General features: G+C 70.3%; 14 protein-coding genes. 12 read left to right on the forward strand and 2 right to left on the reverse strand.

Going from position 1 to position 15,452, the window contains the following annotated elements; translation table 11 throughout:
* Positions 1–62 precede the first annotated feature (62 nt).
* Positions 63–1,763 (forward strand): VanW family protein, encoded by a 1,701-nt coding sequence (locus IEW13_RS03640; protein WP_188549584.1) that lies wholly within the window; start codon positions 63–65, stop codon positions 1,761–1,763.
* Positions 1,764–1,861: 98 nt separating this feature from the next.
* Here IEW13_RS03640 and IEW13_RS03645 read toward each other — a convergent pair whose 3' ends face one another.
* Positions 1,862–3,073 (reverse strand): GNAT family N-acetyltransferase, encoded by a 1,212-nt coding sequence (locus IEW13_RS03645; RefSeq protein ID WP_188549585.1) that lies wholly within the window; start codon positions 3,071–3,073, stop codon positions 1,862–1,864.
* Between the two features lie 99 nt (positions 3,074–3,172).
* On the opposite strand from IEW13_RS03645, the gene fdxA reads away from it, so the two are divergent.
* From fdxA to IEW13_RS03660, 3 genes are all read left to right on the forward strand, one after another.
* Positions 3,173–3,499, forward strand: coding sequence for a ferredoxin (fdxA, locus tag IEW13_RS03650; RefSeq protein WP_188549586.1), 327 nt, complete (start codon positions 3,173–3,175; stop codon positions 3,497–3,499).
* On the forward strand, positions 3,496–4,653 hold the full coding sequence (gene dapC, locus IEW13_RS03655; protein ID WP_188549587.1) for a succinyldiaminopimelate transaminase: 1,158 nt from the start codon (positions 3,496–3,498) through the stop codon (positions 4,651–4,653). Before fdxA ends, dapC begins: the two co-directional genes overlap by 4 nt.
* A 369-nt stretch (positions 4,654–5,022) precedes the next feature.
* On the forward strand, positions 5,023–6,315 hold the full coding sequence (locus IEW13_RS03660) for a citrate synthase (RefSeq protein WP_188549588.1): 1,293 nt from the start codon (positions 5,023–5,025) through the stop codon (positions 6,313–6,315).
* Positions 6,316–6,599: 284 nt separating this feature from the next.
* Here IEW13_RS03660 and dapD read toward each other — a convergent pair whose 3' ends face one another.
* A complete protein-coding gene (dapD, locus tag IEW13_RS03665; RefSeq protein ID WP_188549589.1) occupies positions 6,600–7,547 on the reverse strand; it encodes a 2,3,4,5-tetrahydropyridine-2,6-dicarboxylate N-succinyltransferase in 948 nt (315 codons plus the stop codon).
* 39 nt (positions 7,548–7,586) lie between these two features.
* Between dapD and dapE the strand changes: the two genes are divergently transcribed.
* The 8 genes from dapE (at position 7,587) to exaC (ending at position 15,413) form a co-directional block, all read left to right on the forward strand.
* Positions 7,587–8,735: a succinyl-diaminopimelate desuccinylase gene (gene dapE, locus IEW13_RS03670; protein WP_188549590.1), complete on the forward strand. Its 1,149-nt coding sequence runs from the start codon at positions 7,587–7,589 to the stop codon at positions 8,733–8,735.
* A complete protein-coding gene (locus tag IEW13_RS03675; RefSeq protein WP_188549591.1) occupies positions 8,732–9,535 on the forward strand; it encodes an LOG family protein in 804 nt (267 codons plus the stop codon). Before dapE ends, IEW13_RS03675 begins: the two co-directional genes overlap by 4 nt.
* On the forward strand, positions 9,532–10,416 hold the full coding sequence (gene folP, locus IEW13_RS03680) for a dihydropteroate synthase (RefSeq protein WP_229744915.1): 885 nt from the start codon (positions 9,532–9,534) through the stop codon (positions 10,414–10,416). The genes IEW13_RS03675 and folP overlap by 4 nt, the downstream gene beginning before the upstream one ends.
* Before the next feature lie 65 nt (positions 10,417–10,481).
* Complete coding sequence (locus tag IEW13_RS03685) at positions 10,482–10,844, forward strand: DivIVA domain-containing protein (RefSeq protein ID WP_188549592.1); 363 nt, start codon at positions 10,482–10,484, stop codon at positions 10,842–10,844.
* Entirely contained in the window at positions 10,828–12,048 is a 1,221-nt protein-coding gene (locus IEW13_RS03690) for a putative hexosyltransferase (protein WP_188549593.1), read from the forward strand. The genes IEW13_RS03685 and IEW13_RS03690 overlap by 17 nt, the downstream gene beginning before the upstream one ends.
* Before the next feature lie 164 nt (positions 12,049–12,212).
* On the forward strand, positions 12,213–12,383 hold the full coding sequence (locus IEW13_RS03695) for a DUF3117 domain-containing protein (protein ID WP_188549594.1): 171 nt from the start codon (positions 12,213–12,215) through the stop codon (positions 12,381–12,383).
* 67 nt (positions 12,384–12,450) lie between these two features.
* A complete protein-coding gene (locus IEW13_RS03700; protein WP_188549595.1) occupies positions 12,451–13,767 on the forward strand; it encodes a GAF domain-containing protein in 1,317 nt (438 codons plus the stop codon).
* A 122-nt stretch (positions 13,768–13,889) separates the two neighbouring features.
* Positions 13,890–15,413 (forward strand): acetaldehyde dehydrogenase ExaC, encoded by a 1,524-nt coding sequence (gene exaC / locus IEW13_RS03705; protein ID WP_188549596.1) that lies wholly within the window; start codon positions 13,890–13,892, stop codon positions 15,411–15,413.
* Positions 15,414–15,452 lie beyond the last annotated feature (39 nt).

Raw genomic sequence — 15,452 nt, forward strand, 5'->3', positions numbered from 1 at the left:
TCGCAGCGCTACCATCACCAGAGGACGCACAACCCTCGACACGGAAAGACCTGACGCGCACAGTGGCCACGAAAGCAGACTCCTCCACGCCCTCCTCGAAGAAGGGACGGGTCTGGTTGTGGTCGGTTCTGGGCGTCGTCGGCGCCGCAATCGCCGCGTACATCGGCGCCGTGCTCTTCACCGGCAGCCAGGCCGGCACCGGTACCACCGTCGCGGGCCTGGACATCGGCGGCATGAACGAGGAGCAGGCGCTCGCACTGTTCCAGGAAGAGCTCGCCCCGCGCGAGGAGAGCACGCTGGAGCTCACCGCCCGGGACACTCAGGCGGAGGTCACCCCCGCTGAACTCGGCCTGAGCTTCGACGCGCCCGCCACCGCCCGCCAGGCGGCGGGCATGAGCTGGGACCCGCGGGTGCTATGGGATCGGCTGAGCGGCGAGCGCGAGGTCGAGCCGATCGTGCACGCCGAGGAGGACTACCCGGCGCAGCTGAGCGAGCGCACCGAGGGGCTCTCCGCCGATCCGGTGGACGCCGGCATCGTCTTCTCCGAGGACGGCCAGCCGGAGGTCACGCCCGCCGAGACGGGCTACCACGTGGACCACGAGACCGCTGCCGAGGCGCTGCGGACCGGCTGGCTCACTGCGGACGGCTCCTTTGAACTGCCCGTCGTCGACGAGGCCCCGGCCGCCGACGACGACGCTGCGGCCCGTGCCCTGGAAGGGATCGCCGAGCCGGCCGTGAGCGCAGAGGTCGTGATCGATGCGGAGGGCCAGGAACTCACCGTCAGCCCCGAGGTGATCGCCGCGACCCTCGGGTTCGAGGCGCGCGAGGGCGAACTGGTGCCGGTGTTCGACGCGGAGGCGCTGCGCGAGCGCGCGTTGGAAGACAACCCCAATATAGGCGAACCGGCCCGCGACGCGGGTTTCCGCATCGAGGACGGCTCCCCGGTGGTGGTGCCCTCTGAGGACGGTGACTCGGTGGAGGCCGAGGACCTCGCGCAGGAGGTCTCCCGCGCCATGCTCGCGGACGAACGCACCGGCAGCGTCGAGCTGAAAGTGCTCGAGCCGGAGTTCACCACTCAGGACGCGGAGAACCTGGACCTGAGCGACACGGTCTCCGAGTTCTCCACCCCGTACAGCTCCGAGCCCAACCGGGACAACAACCTCCGCGTCGCCAGCGAGAGCGTCTCCGGCACCGTGCTGATGCCCGGGGAGCAGTTCAGCCTGAACGCGACACTGGGACAGCGCACCGCCGCCAACGGTTACCGCCCGGCCGGAGTGATCTCCGGCGGGCAGATGCGCGAGGACTACGGCGGCGGCGTCTCCCAGGTGTCCACCACGCTGTTCAACGCCGCGTTCTTCGCCGGGTTCCAGCTGGACGAGCATCAGGCGCACTCCCGCTGGATCTCCCGCTACCCGGAGGGCCGGGAGACCACGCTGGACTGGCACTCCATCGATCTGAAGTTCACCAACACCTCCGATCATCCCGTGGTGATGCACATGTGGCTCGGCGGCGGTCAGGTGCACGCCAAGATGTTCGGCGTGAAGACCGTCGACGTGGAGGCGGGCAAGTCCGAGCGCTTCGCGTACACCTCGGCCAGCACGGTGCACGAGGACGATCCGGAGTGCCGGCCGCAGGCGCCGCAATCGGGCTGGTCCGTGACGATCTACCGCACTATCAAGGAGGCCGGCAGCGACGAGGTGGTGTCCGAGGACCAGTTCACCACCGTGTACCGGCCGGTCAACCGCGTCATCTGCGAGGACTGAGCCCGGCTTCTGAGCCCGGGCCTTTGCTTCCGGGCTTGTGCGCTAATTCCACGTGAGATCACGCGGAATTAGTGCACAGGCCCGGAAACAGGAGTTCGCTAGCGAATGCGGTAGTGGTATCGGTGATGCTTGGCGAAGCCGAGCGAGGCGTAGAGCCTGGCGGCCGGCTGGTTGCCGGCCTCCACCTGCAGCGCCATCGAGCGGATGCCCAGGCCCAGGGCATGAGCGGCGGCTGCCCGGGTGAGCGCCCGCCCGGCGCCCCGGCGACGCATATCAGGGCGCACTTTGACTGAACTGAGCACGGCCCACCGATGGGACACCGCCAGTCTGGCCACTCCGACGATGGAGGTGCGCCCGTCCGGATGCACCCCCAGCGCCGCCAGGAAGTACTGCGCCGGCGCGGAGGTGTACAGGGCGGCACGCGCCTGGCGTTCCTCCTCCGGCGCCTCTGCACCCGCGGTCGCATCCAGGAATGCCGGGGGCAGCTCCTCGCTGACGGCGAACCGCAGACGCGGCTCGGCCAGCGCTGACGCCGATGTGGCCCCTCCGGAGATCTCCGCCGTCGCGGCGGTGGCCACCACGACCGGCGCGACGATGTTGAAGCCGTCTGCCTCCAGCCGGGCATCCACCTGTGACATCCAGGCGGCGGTGTCAGCGGAAGCGGTCTGGCTATCGCTGCCAGGAGCGGGATCACTGCCGGCCCCGCTCCGGACCTGAGCTCCGGGTGCGGCCCCACCGCTAGCCTCGCCACCGGCCCCACCACCGTGGACGGACGCGCCACCGGCCCTGGCATCGGGGACGGGCGCGGGGGATCCTGGCGAATCCTCCGGCAGGAGCACCGTCGCCGCCGGGGGCAGCTCGCGTGCCTCGTACCATGCCGTCATCGCATTGATCGCGGCGTCGAGGTCGAGCCCGGGATCGTCCAGCAGCAGCGCCGAGTTCGCACGCTTGGTGACTCCGCCGTGGGCGCGGAGCAGCCAGCCGCGCAAGACCTCCCGATCCTCGCCGGAGGCTTCCGCCGCGGCATTGTCCCGGTGCAGCCAGACGCTTTCGCGCGGGACCCAGGTGGAGGCCAGGATGCGCTGGAGGTCCCGCACGCCGATCGTCTTGTGGGCACTGCCGCGGCGCTGCGGGGCGGGCGGTACCTCGTGGGCCAGCAGGATCGCCTCGTGTGGAACCGCGACCGGGCCGCGCCGGGTAGCCACGGTGACGCCGGCATCATCGACGGCAGTGACCTCGCCCAGTGCATCGGCGGGGCCGTCCTCACGCTGGTACCTGATGACGACTCGAATGCCGACTGAGAACTGCACGACCTGGATACCCGCCTTTGTTCGCCGAGGTGCTCGTGAAGAGTAAGCTTGGGTCAGGAGCGAACCCGCAGGCAATTCTAGAGGAGTGGCTTAACCCCCATGACGTACGTCATCGCGCAGCCGTGTGTGGATGTGAAGGACAAGGCGTGCATCGACGAATGCCCCGTGGACTGCATCTACGAGGGGGAACGCTCGCTGTACATCCACCCGGACGAGTGCGTGGACTGCGGCGCCTGCGAGCCGGTCTGCCCGGTCGAGGCGATCTACTACGAGGACGACGTTCCCGACGAGTGGCAGCAGTACTACAACGCGAACGTCGAGTTCTTCGACGATCTGGGATCGCCCGGCGGCGCCGCCAAGCTCGGCAACACCGGTAAGGACCACCCCATCATCCAGGCCCTCCCGCCGCAGAACCAGGACGCATGAACGCCCGGGCCTCCGCCGGCTTCCCGCCCGGACTCGGACTGCCCGAGTACCCCTGGGAACAGCTGGCTCTCTACCGGCAGAAGGCCTCAGCCGTCGAGGGTGGCCCGGTGGACCTGTCGATCGGCACTCCCGTAGACCCCACCCCGGAGGTCATCCAGGCGGCGCTGGCGCAGGCCGCGGACGCCCCGGGCTACCCCACCACCGCCGGCACCCCGGCGCTGCGCCGTGCCATCGCCGGCTGGTATGCCCGGCGCCGCGGCGCCGAGCACATCGATCCCGAGCGCGGCGCGATGCCGACGCTGGGATCGAAGGAACTCGTCGCCTGGCTGCCCCTGCTGCTGGGCCTCCGCGACCGGGACGTGGCCTTCCCCCGCGTGGCCTACCCGACCTACGCCATCGGCGCCCGCTTGGCCGGCCTGCACGGCCGGGCCCTGGATGTCGCGGATGTGCTGGCCGGAGCGCCCCTGGACGACGTGGCGCTGCTGTGGATCAACTCCCCGGGCAATCCGGACGGCTCGGTCCTGAGCGCCGGCGAACTCCGGGAACTCATCGGGCGCGCCCGCGCCGCCGGCACCGTGATCGCCTCCGACGAGTGCTATGCCGAGCTGGCCTGGCCGGACGCCGAGGGCGTGACGCCAGAGGTGCCCTCGATCCTGGACGACCGCGTCACCGGCGGGGACTACACCGGGCTGCTGTCGGTGTACTCCCTGTCCAAGCAGTCCAATCTGGCCGGATACCGCGCCGCGTTCGTCGCCGGAGACCCGGAACTGGTGGCCGATCTGACCAACAGCCGCAAGCACGCCGGCATGATCGTGCCCCGGCCCGTGCAGGAGGCGATGACCCAGGCGCTCCAGGACGAGGCTCATGTGACGGCGCAGAAAGAGCGCTACCGTGCCCGTCGTGCGGTGCTCAGGCCCGCCGTCGAACGCGCCGGTCTGCGGATCGATCACTCGGTGGCCGGTCTCTACCTGTGGTGCACCCTGGGGGAGGACGCCTGGACGACGCTGGACCGCCTGGCTGAACGAGGCATCCTGGCCGGCCCGGGCGCCTTCTACGGCACCGGCGGAGAACAGCATGTACGGCTCGCGCTGACCGCCTCGGACACCCAGATCGCCACGGCTGCCGCTCGCCTGGACGCCGCGCCGCTGCGCTGAGCAGTCCGCCGGCGCAGCGTCAGTGCCGTACCCCGGGGGTCCGTCCTGCGCGCGGCGCGCATCGGTCCGCCACCGCCGGTCCCCTCTGCGGTCGCCCCGGTACCAGTACTCCTCTGGTGCCGGTCTGGTCCCTCGCGCGGGCCGTGGGAGAGGCCACGCCTGAATCCGCAGTCCGACGACAGACTGATTTCCCGATTCGCGGGAAGCGGCGGTAACGTTCCTTTGTGATTGCTGTCAGGCTTTCCTCATGATCTTTGTGAGTGTCCGATATCGTGAGGGCGTATCGGCCGGCCGCATCGCCCGCCATGGCTACGGAAGCCGTACCGGCACCCGCGATGAGACCGGCCTGCCAACCGACAAGGAGTACATATGACGGAGACCAGCAAGGCTCGACTTCAGGTGGCCGATCGTGACCTGGAGTTGCCGTTCGTGGATCCCGTGGAGGGCAATCGCGGGCTGAACATCTCCAAACTGCTCAAGGAGACCGGCACGGTCACCTACGACCCCGGCTTCGTCAACACCGCTTCCACCAGGTCCGCCATCACCTACATCGACGGCGATGCGGGCATCCTGCGCTACCGCGGCTACCCGATCGAGCAGCTGGCGGAGAAGTCCTCCTATGTGGAGGTCGCCTATCTGCTGCTGCACGGCGAACTCCCCACGGCCGAGCAGCTGGCGACCTTCGAGGGCCGGGTCTCCCGGCATACCCTCCTGCACGAGGACCTGCGGCACTTCTTCAACGCCTTCCCCTCCGACGCGCACCCGATGCCGGTGCTCTCCTCCGCCGTGGCGGCGCTGTCCACCTTCTACCAGGACACCAAAGAGCCGTTCCATGAAGACGTGGTGGATCAGGCCACCGTCCGGCTGATCGCGAAGCTGCCGACCATCGCCGCTTATGCCTTCCGGAAGTCCCAGGGCCTGCCGACGGTGTTCCCGGACAACTCGCTCACCCTGGTGGAGAACTTCCTGCGGATGAGCTTCGGCTTCCCCTCCGAGCCCTATGAGCTCAACCCGATCGCGGCGAAGGCGCTCGACCAGCTCCTCATCCTGCACGCCGATCACGAGCAGAACTGCTCGACCTCCACGGTCCGGCTGGTCGGCTCGGCGCACACCAACCTCTTCGCGTCCATCTCCGCCGGCATCAGCGCCCTGGCCGGCCCGCTGCACGGCGGCGCCAACTCCGCGGTGCTGGAGATGCTGGAGGGCATCAAGGCCGAGGGCGGCGATGTCGCCCGCTTCATGGAGAAGGTCAAGAACAAGGAGAGCGGCGTCCGCCTGATGGGCTTCGGCCACCGGGTCTACAAGAACTACGATCCGCGCGCCACCATCATCAAGAAGACCGCGCACGAGCTGTTCGAGAAGATGGAGATCCACGACGAGCTGCTGGATCTGGCCCTGGAGCTGGAGGAGATCGCCCTCGGCGACGACTACTTCGTCGAGCGCAAGCTCTACCCGAACGTGGACTTCTACACCGGCCTGATCTATAAGGCCCTGGGCTTCCCGACCAAGATGTTCACCGTGCTGTTCGCGATCGGACGCCTTCCCGGCTGGATCGCTCAGTGGCGCGAGATGATCAACGATCCGGAGACCAAGATCGGCCGCCCGCGCCAGATCTACACCGGTTCCGGCGAGCGCGACTACGTGACCGTCGAGCAGCGCTGACGGCCCTGCGCACCTCGCCGGCGCGCAGCCGGCTGCCGCGATAACCCACGGCTGTTTCGAGTTCCCACCGCTGATCTTCAGCGGGTTTCTCACGCAGTCGTGGGTTCTCGCTGCTACAACGGTCCGCCGATGCGGTGCTTCCCTCGTAGGTCCGATACTCGTCGTAGGCGCCGGAAGCGAAGCGGCCCGCCCGGGCATGTCCCCGGGCGGGCCGCTTGTCAACGGTGAGAGATGCGTGATGCCGCGTGAAGCCACGGTCTGCACCGCATGTAGATAGACCGTGGTCAGTGCAGGTCGGGGTTGAGCTCCACCGCCGCGCCGGTCCGGCTGAGCGCCTCGATGGCGCCGGTGGCGGAATTCCGCCGGAAGAGCAGGTTCGGCACACGCGAGAGCTCGATCGCCTTGACCGTCCGCTCCTGCTCACCGTCCAGCACGCGGACCTTGGCGCCGGCGGTGACGTAGAGGCCCGCCTCGACGATGCAGTCATCGCCGATGCTGATCCCGACGCCGGCGTTGGCCCCCAGCAGCGACCTCTCGCCGATGGCGATCTTCTCGGTGCCGCCGCCGGAGAGCGTGCCCATGATCGAGGCGCCGCCGCCGACGTCCGAGTTGGCTCCCACGACGACGCCCTGGGAGATCCGGCCCTCCACCATCGCCGGCCCCAGCGTGCCGGCGTTGAAGTTCACGAAGCCCTCGTGCATGACGACCGTGCCCTCGGCCAGATGGGCGCCCAGCCGCACCCGGTCGGCGTCGCCGATGCGCACGCCGGAGGGCACCACGAAGTCCGTCATCCGGGGGAACTTGTCCACGCCGTACACGGCGAGCGTGCCGTCACGGGCGATCAGGCGTGCCCGGGCGGTCTCGAAACCTTGCGGGTCCACGGCACCGGCCGAGGTCCACACCACGTTGTTCAGCTGACCGAACAGGCCGGTCAGGTCGATCTCATTGGGCCGCACCAGCCGGTGGGAGAGCGCGTGCAGGCGCAGGTACGCATCGGCGGCGCCCTCCGGCGCCTCGTCGATCGCCACGGTGGTGGCCACCAGGCGGGCGGAGGTCCCCCGGGCGGAGTCCTCGCCCTCCAGCGGTCGCAGCTCGCCGGCGGCGGGGGAGTCCAGGGTCTGGCCGGCGTCGGGGGAGCCGACCAGTGCCGGGGAGGGGTACCAGACGCTCAGCACGCCGGACCGGCCCTCCGTGGCGATGCCAAGGGCAGTCAGATAGCGGTTCTCAGTCATGCCCTCAAGCCTAATGGAGCCTGGCATAGGCTAGGGACCATGGTGATCACGCCCATCAACGGCATAGACGACACAGACGGCACAGGTGACGCTTCTCACCCCCTCATCCCGCACCTCGGCGATCCCGTGGCACTCACCCGCGCGCTGTGCGACATCCCCTCCGAATCGGGGCAGGAGGGCGCCCTCGCCGATGCCGTCTTCGAGACGCTGGAGCATCTGTCCGCCCGGGGTCCCGGCCTGCAGATCCACCGCGACGGCGACGCGGTCGTCGCCCGGACTCAGCTGGGCCGCGCCGAACGCGTCGTCATCGCCGGGCACCTGGACACCGTGCCGATCCAGGGGAACGTGCCGGCCCGCTGGGAGTCCGACGCCGCCGGCGAGCAGATCCTGGTGGCCCGCGGCGCCTGCGATATGAAAGCCGGCGTGGCCATGCAGCTGAGCGTGCTGCACCGCGTGCCCGAGCCCTCCCGCGATGTCACCCTCGTCTTCTACGACCACGAGGAGGTCGCCGCCGAGCTCAACGGGCTGCGGCGCCTGGCTGAACGGCAGCCCGATCTGCTGCAGGGCGATTTCGCGGTGCTGGGTGAGCCGACCAGCGCCGGGATCGAAGGCGGCTGCAACGGCACCATGCGCGTGGAGGTGCGCACCACGGGAGTGCGGGCGCACTCCGCCCGCGCCTGGAAGGGCGTGAACGCGATCCACGCCGCGGCCCCGGTGCTGCAGCGCCTGGCGGAGTTCGAAGCGCCGGCGGTGGAGGTCGACGGCCTCGTGTTCCAGGAGTCGCTCTCGGCGGTGGGGATCCGCGGCGGCGTGGCCGGGAACGTCATCCCGGATGAGTGCGTCGTGACCGTCAACTACCGTTTCGCCCCGCACTGGGACGCCAGCCGCGCAGAGACGTTCCTCCGCGAGTTCTTCGCCGGCTGGGAGGTGACGGTGACCGATGCCGCCGAGGGCGCCCGGCCGGGTCTCGACGTGCCCGCGGCGGCCGATTTCGTCCGCGCCATCGGCGGCACGCCGGCGGCCAAGGTCGGCTGGACCGATGTCGCCCGGTTCTCCGCCCTGGGCATCCCGGCGGTCAACTTCGGGCCGGGTGACCCGTTGTTCGCCCACAAGGAGGACGAGCACGTCAGACCCGGGGAGATCCACCGGGCGGTGGAAGCACTCTGCAGCTGGCTGGAGGACGCATGACGGACGAACACGTCTACCGCAAGGGGCCGATCGAGCTCAAACGGGGGCAGGTGCCCGCCTCCACCTCGGACGCGCGCCTGCTCGATTCGGCGGGCGGCGCGGACTGGGCGCACTCCGACCCCTGGCGCGTCCTGCGCATCCAGGCCGAGTTTGTCGAGGGCTTCGGCTCGCTGGCGGAGCTCGGTCCGGCGATCTCGGTCTTCGGCTCGGCCCGGCTGAAGCCCCGATCGCCCGAGTACGAGGCGGCCCGGCGGGTCGCGGCCGGACTGGTGCGCGAGGGGTTCGCCGTGATCACCGGCGGCGGCCCGGGAATCATGGAGGCCGGGAACAGGGGCGCGGTCGAGGCCGGCGGCACCTCGGTGGGCCTGGGGATCGAGCTGCCGTTCGAGCAGGGGCTCAACGAGTACGTGGACCTCGGCATCAACTTCCGCTACTTCTTCGTCCGCAAGACGATGTTCGTCAAATACGCCCGCGGTTTCGTGGTGCTGCCCGGCGGCTTCGGCACCCTGGACGAGCTGTTCGAGGCGCTCACCCTGGTCCAGACCGGCAAGGTCACGGGTTTTCCCATCGTGCTGCTGGGCTCCGCTTTCTGGGGCGGGCTGATGGACTGGATCCAGGAGCAGCTCCTCGGGCTGGGCACCATCTCCGCGCCCGACGCCGAGCTCCTGCAGCTCACCGACGACCCCGAGGAGGCCGTCCGGCTCATCGTCGCGGGTCAGGCGGGCTTGGATGCGGAGGACGCCGCCCGGCAGGCGGTGGCGCGCCGGGAAGGCACCCCGGACGGGCGCGCACGCGGGTGACCGGGCGGCTGGTCCTGGGCGGCCGCGAGTGGACGCCCGGCAGCACGGTCGTGATGGCCGTGATCAACCGCACGCCGGACTCGTTCTTCGCTCCCGCCCGGGGCCTGGACGACGATGCCGCCCGCCGCCAGTTCGAGGCCGCGGTGACCGGCGGGGCGGAGATCGTCGACATCGGCGGTATCCGCGCCGGACACGGACCGGAGGTGAGCGCGTCCGAGGAGATCGGCAGGGTCGCGCCGTTCCTGCGCTGGGCCCGGGACCAGGACGCTCGCGTCGTCCTGAGCGTCGACACCTGGCGCGCCGAGGTCGCCCAGGCGCTGGCGGGGGAGGGCGCCGATCTGATCAACGACACCTGGGCAGGCGCCGATCCGGAACTCCTGCCCGCGGCCGCGGAGCTGGGCCTGGGCCTGGTGTGCTCCCACACCGGTGGCCAGCGCCCGCGCACCGACCCGCACCGGGTCTCCTACGGCGCGGTCAGCACGGCGGTGGTCGACCAGGTGGCGGAGTCCCTCGCCGCCGCCGCTGCCCGCGCCGTCGACGCCGGCATCCCGGCCGAGAGCGTCCTGGTGGACCCGACGCACGACTTCGGCAAGAACACCCGGCACGGGCTGCTCCTGCTGCGGCACACCCGGCGGCTCGCCGCCCTCGGGCACCCGCTGCTGATGGCGCTCTCCCGCAAGGACTTCATCGGCGAGGCCCTGGATCTGCCGGACCCGGCGGCCCGGTTGGCCGGGACTCTCGCCGCGAGCGTCCACGCCGCGGCGCACGGTGCCATGGTGTTCCGCGCCCACGACGTCGCGGCCACCCGGCAGGCCCTCGACATGCTGGCCATGATCGAGGGACGGATACCCCCGCGCCGCTCAGTGCGCGGGCTCGCCTGACCGGCCTGGCCGGCCGGGAACGCCGTCGATCGCCCCGCCTCAGCCCGGTGCGGTAGCCTGCCACTATGGAGCTGTGGATCATCATCGGCGTCTGCGCCGCGGTCTTCGCCATGGTCATCGCCGTGGCCGGCGCCTACAACCTGATCCCGGGCGGCATGCCCGAGCCCGAGCGCACCGGCGAGGCGACTCCCGGAGCCCGGCTCCCGGAGGACTTCCGGGCCGACGACATCGGCGCGCTCACCTTCACCCGCGAACTGCGCGGATACAACATGACGCAGGTCGACGCCGCGCTGGCGGCCCTGCGCCAGCGGATCGAGGAACTGGAACAGCAGCCCGCCGCCGAGAGCGCAGGACCCGTGGCCGAGGGCGACGCGGACGACGCGAACGATATGGAACCGCAGCCAGCCGCCGATGACCGGCGCGGCTGACCGCGGACAGGGCAGGAGCCTGACCGCCGCCGCCCCGCTGCGGCCGGTGGAGACACTGCTGCGCAGGCCGGTCTGGCAACAGGCGCTGCTGGTCTACGCGCTGACCGGACTGGTGACCCTCGGGTTCTTCTCCGTCGCCCTGCGCACGCAGGGCCGCAACCCATGGACCGGGGACGAGCGGCCCACCCTCATCGAGTTCCTCAACTTCTGGGACGCCGGCTGGTATGAGCGCATCGCCACGGACGGCTATCCCGCGGTCCTGCCCACCGGCGCCGACGGGCAGGTGCTGCAGAACGCCTGGGCCTTCTATCCGCTCTACCCGCTGGCGGCCGGGGATCTGTCCGCGCTGACCGGGATGGGCTTCGGCGCCGCGGCAATCGTCGTCTCCGTGCTGGCCGCCGCCGCGGCGAGCATCGTCGTCCTGGTGCTGTTCCGGGGATTCCTGCCGCCGGCCTCCGCCCTGACCGGGCTGGCGCTCGTGCTGCTCTACCCCGCCTCGGCTGTGCTCATGACCGGGTACGCGGAGAGCCTCGGGCTGCTGTGCCTGGCGTTCGCGCTCTACCTCGTGCGCGAGCGCCTCTACATGTGGGCCATTCCGGTGGTGGGACTCATGTGCCTTTCCCGGCCCATCGGCGTCGCCTTCAGCTTCTTCATGCTGGCCCACCTCATCCGCCGGTTCCGGCTCCGCGACGAGGAACCCTATCCCGCCCGGGAAGTCGTCTCCTCCTGGGCGCTGGGCGTACTGTCCTGCGCCTTCGCGCTGCTGCACCCTTTCCTGGCCTACGTGGAGACCGGCAGCCCCACCGCCTACACGGACACCGAGGCGGCCTGGCACAGCGGGCAGACGCTCATCGTGACGCAGTGGTTCGCCCAGGCCGAGAACCTGATGGGACCGGCCGGCTGGGTGGTGCTCGTCGCGCTGCTGGCAGGTCTCGGCTGGGTGCTCGCGGTGCCGGGGCGCCGGCTCGGTGCCGATCTGCAGTACTGGTGCGGCGCCTATGCGCTCTATCTGCTGTTGTTCTTCACCCCGCAGACCTCCACATTCCGCCTCCTGATCCCGCTCTTCCCGCTGCTCGCCCTGCTGGCGCTGCCGCGCGGCGCACTGGCGCGGGCGGGCCTGCTGACCGGCTTCGCGGCATTGCAGCTGCTGTGGATCCTGGCGTACTGGGTGCTCGGCGGGGTCAGCGTGGCGGGGCCGCCGTGAACACCGGACCACGGCGGCACCGCGGAGGGTTTCTCACGTGGCAGGGGCCACCTGCGGGGGTTTTCGTGGATAATGGAAGGACCTGCGCCGCCCCCGCCGGCCGCCCACGGCGGTCTGAACGTGCGGGGTGCGACGACCGCCGTGACCGGAAAGGACGCCTTCACATGGCAGCTCAGAAGCCCCGCACTGGAGATGGACCGCTTGAAGTGACCAAGGAAGGTCGCGGCAATGTGCTCAGACTCCCAGTCGAAGGCGGCGGACGACTCGTCATGGAGCTCAACGACGAAGAAGTCAAGGCACTCTACGATGCGCTTGAGCCCATCGTGAAGCGCTAAAGAGGGCTCTCCTTCACGGTACTTCCCCTGCGGCGGGCGGCCGAGTACGAGATGACCCGGAGGCCCGATGAGTCACACGGTCCCCGAGGACCGCGATCTGCTGCTCGCTCACGCGCTCCTGGACGACCGGCGCCCGGCGACGACGCCACCCGGACTCCCGGACGCGCGGCTCGATGACCAGCTGAGCGCGCTCCCCGGCGTGCGTGAGCTGGTGCGCCGCTCCTGGCGCCGCTCCCTGCTGCATCACTGCGATCCCGACCGGAGCCGGGCCCGGCCCGCCTTCGACGCTGCGGAACTGCGCAGCCGCCGGCAGGAGAGTCCCCTGCTCCCCGCTCTGCCGGTGCTGGACCGGCTTCTGGTCCAGCCCGCCACCGACACCGGACTGGTCGTCGCGGTCGGCGACGCCTTCGGCCGGCTGCTCTGGGTGCTCGGCGACGATTCCGCCCGCCGCCGGGCCGCCGGGATGGGCTTCGAGGCAGGCGCGGACTGGTCCGAGGAGTCTGTGGGCACCTCGGCGCCGGGCACGGCCCTGGCCATCGGGCAGCCGGTGCAGATCCGCGGACCGGAACACTTCAGCCGCACCGTCCACCCGTGGAGCTGCACCGCCGTCCCGCTGCGGGACCCGCGCACCGGTGAGCAGCTGGGCGTCCTCGACCTGACCGGCGACGAGAAGGCCGTGGCCGGTCACAGCATGGCGCTGGTACGCGCCGCAGCCGCCGCCGCCGAGTACGCCCTGATGGTGGAGAGCCGGCCGAGCGCCTTCCCCGGCGCCGTCGCGTCCGCCGCTTCCCCGCCCGCCGGGAGGCACGCCGGCGTGCAGGTCACCGGTCCGCATGCGGCGCTGATCGCCGGCGGGCGGCGGCTGGACCTGCGGCAGAGGCACGCGGAGATCCTCCTGCTGCTGGCCGAGGCACCCGATGGCCTGAGCAGCACCGTGCTGGCCGAAGCCCTCGGCGAGCCCGGCCACCCGCTGGCGGAGGTGACGCTGCGGGCGGAGATGGTCCGGCTCCGGAAGACGCTCGATCCGGTAGGGCTCGCCATCGGCTCCCGGCCCTACCGGCTGCCCGGCGGCATCGAGGTCGACGCCGTCCGGGCCCGGGAGGCACTGACTCGCGGGGACCTGGACGCCGCCCTGGACGATGTGCGCGGCGAGGTGCTGCCGGCCTCGAGTGCCGCCGGCGTGGTGGCACTGCGCTATGAACTCGGCGCGCAGCTGCGCCACGCTGTGCTGGAATCCGGTACCCCGGCGCAGCTGTGCCGGTACCTCGACCTGCCCGCTGCTGCCGAGGACACCGAGGCCTGGCGCCTGGCGCTCAAGCTCCTGCCGCCGGAGTCGCCCCGGCGGCCCGGCATCGTCGCCCACCTGGAGCGGCTGCACGGCTGAGCCCGGCAGCGCGGCCCGGATCGCCGGGCAACGTCCATGCAACCCGCCGGCGGTTAGCGTGACGGTACGCGGCGTGAGGATCAGCCCTCGCCGTGACTGCACGTGACGACGAAGGAGTTGGCATGACAGTCTATGCGCAGCCCGGACAGGATGGCGCCAAGGTCGCCTTCAAGAGCCGGTACGAGAACTACATCGGCGGCGAATGGGTCGCCCCGGCCGGCGGGGAGTACTTCGAGAACATCACCCCCGTGACCGGTCAGCCCTTCACGGAGATCCCCAGGTCCCAGGCCGAGGACATCGAGACGGCCCTGGACGCCGCGCACAAGGCGGCCCCCGCCTGGGGGAAGACGTCAGTGGCCGAGCGTGCCGCGGTGCTGAACGCCATCGCCGACCGGATCGAGGAGAATCTCGAACTGCTGGCCGTGGCGGAGACCTGGGACAACGGCAAGGCCATCCGGGAACCCCTCGCGGCGGACCTGCCGCTGGCGGTGGACCATTTCCGGTACTTCGCCGGGGTGATCCGCGCGCAGGAGGGCGGGATCTCCCAGATCGACGACAACACGGTGGCCTACCACTTCCACGAGCCGCTGGGCGTGGTCGGCCAGATCATCCCGTGGAACTTCCCGCTGCTGATGGCCACCTGGAAGCTCGCCCCTGCGCTGGCGGCCGGCAACGCCGTCGTGCTCAAGCCGGCCGAGCAGACCCCGGCCTCGATCCTGGTGCTGATGGAGCTCATCGGCGATCTGATCCCGCCGGGCGTCGTCAACGTCGTCAACGGTTTCGGGGTGGAGGCCGGCAAGCCGCTGGCGTCCAATAAGCGCATCCGCAAGATCGCGTTCACCGGTGAGACCACGACCGGGCGTCTGATCTCCCAGTACGCCTCGCAGAACATCATCCCGGTCACCCTGGAACTCGGCGGCAAGAGCCCGAACATCTTCTTCGACGATGTCGTGGCTCAGCAGGACGCCTACTACAGCAAAGCGCTTGAGGGCTTCGCCCTGTTCGCGCTCAACCAGGGGGAGGTGTGCACCTGTCCCTCCCGCGCGCTGATCCAGCGCGGCATCTACGACGATTTCCTGGGCGCCGGGATCGAACGGGTCAAGGCCATCCGGCAGGGCAACCCGCTGGACACCGACACCCAGGTGGGCGCCCAGGCCTCCAACGACCAGCTGCAGAAGATCCTGTCCTATCTGGACATCGGCAAGCAGGAGGGCGCCAAGGTCCTCATCGGCGGCGAGCAGGCTCATCTGGACGGCGACCTGGCCGGCGGGTTCTACGTCCAGCCGACCGTGTTCGAGGGGACCAACGATCAGCGGATCTTCCAGGAGGAGATCTTCGGGCCGGTGGTCGCCGTGACCTCGTTCGGCGATTACGACGAGGCCATCTCCCTCGCCAACGACACCCTCTACGGGCTCGGTGCGGGCGTGTGGAGCCGGCAGCAGAACACCGCGTACCGGGCCGGACGGGACATCCAGGCCGGCCGGGTGTGGGTGAACAACTATCACGCCTATCCGGCGCACGCCGCGTTCGGCGGGTACAAGTCCTCGGGCATCGGCCGGGAGAACCACCTCATGATGCTCTCGCACTATCAGCAGACCAAGAACCTGCTGGTGTCCTACGACGAGAACGAACTGGGCTTCTTCTGAGCGCCGCCGCGCCGGTCAGGAATGCTCGAGGAAAGGAGA

Source organism: Sediminivirga luteola (assembly GCF_014639315.1).
In the GTDB taxonomy this organism is placed as follows: Bacteria; Actinomycetota; Actinomycetes; order Actinomycetales; family Brevibacteriaceae; genus Sediminivirga; species Sediminivirga luteola.

What these genes read in the sequence shown, in the direction of transcription:
- fdxA (WP_188549586.1), top strand. Translation starts at nt 3,173, where the DNA reads ATGACGTACGTCATCGCGCAGCCGTGTGTGGATGTGAAGGACAAGGCG.
- dapC (WP_188549587.1), top strand. Translation starts at nt 3,496, where the DNA reads ATGAACGCCCGGGCCTCCGCCGGCTTCCCGCCCGGACTCGGACTGCCC.
- IEW13_RS03660 (WP_188549588.1), top strand. Translation starts at nt 5,023, where the DNA reads ATGACGGAGACCAGCAAGGCTCGACTTCAGGTGGCCGATCGTGACCTG.
- dapD (WP_188549589.1), bottom strand. Translation starts at nt 7,547, where the DNA reads ATGACTGAGAACCGCTATCTGACTGCCCTTGGCATCGCCACGGAGGGC.
- dapE (WP_188549590.1), top strand. Translation starts at nt 7,587, where the DNA reads ATGGTGATCACGCCCATCAACGGCATAGACGACACAGACGGCACAGGT.
- IEW13_RS03675 (WP_188549591.1), top strand. Translation starts at nt 8,732, where the DNA reads ATGACGGACGAACACGTCTACCGCAAGGGGCCGATCGAGCTCAAACGG.
- IEW13_RS03685 (WP_188549592.1), top strand. Translation starts at nt 10,482, where the DNA reads ATGGAGCTGTGGATCATCATCGGCGTCTGCGCCGCGGTCTTCGCCATG.
- IEW13_RS03690 (WP_188549593.1), top strand. Translation starts at nt 10,828, where the DNA reads ATGACCGGCGCGGCTGACCGCGGACAGGGCAGGAGCCTGACCGCCGCC.
- IEW13_RS03695 (WP_188549594.1), top strand. Translation starts at nt 12,213, where the DNA reads ATGGCAGCTCAGAAGCCCCGCACTGGAGATGGACCGCTTGAAGTGACC.
- IEW13_RS03700 (WP_188549595.1), top strand. Translation starts at nt 12,451, where the DNA reads ATGAGTCACACGGTCCCCGAGGACCGCGATCTGCTGCTCGCTCACGCG.
- exaC (WP_188549596.1), top strand. Translation starts at nt 13,890, where the DNA reads ATGACAGTCTATGCGCAGCCCGGACAGGATGGCGCCAAGGTCGCCTTC.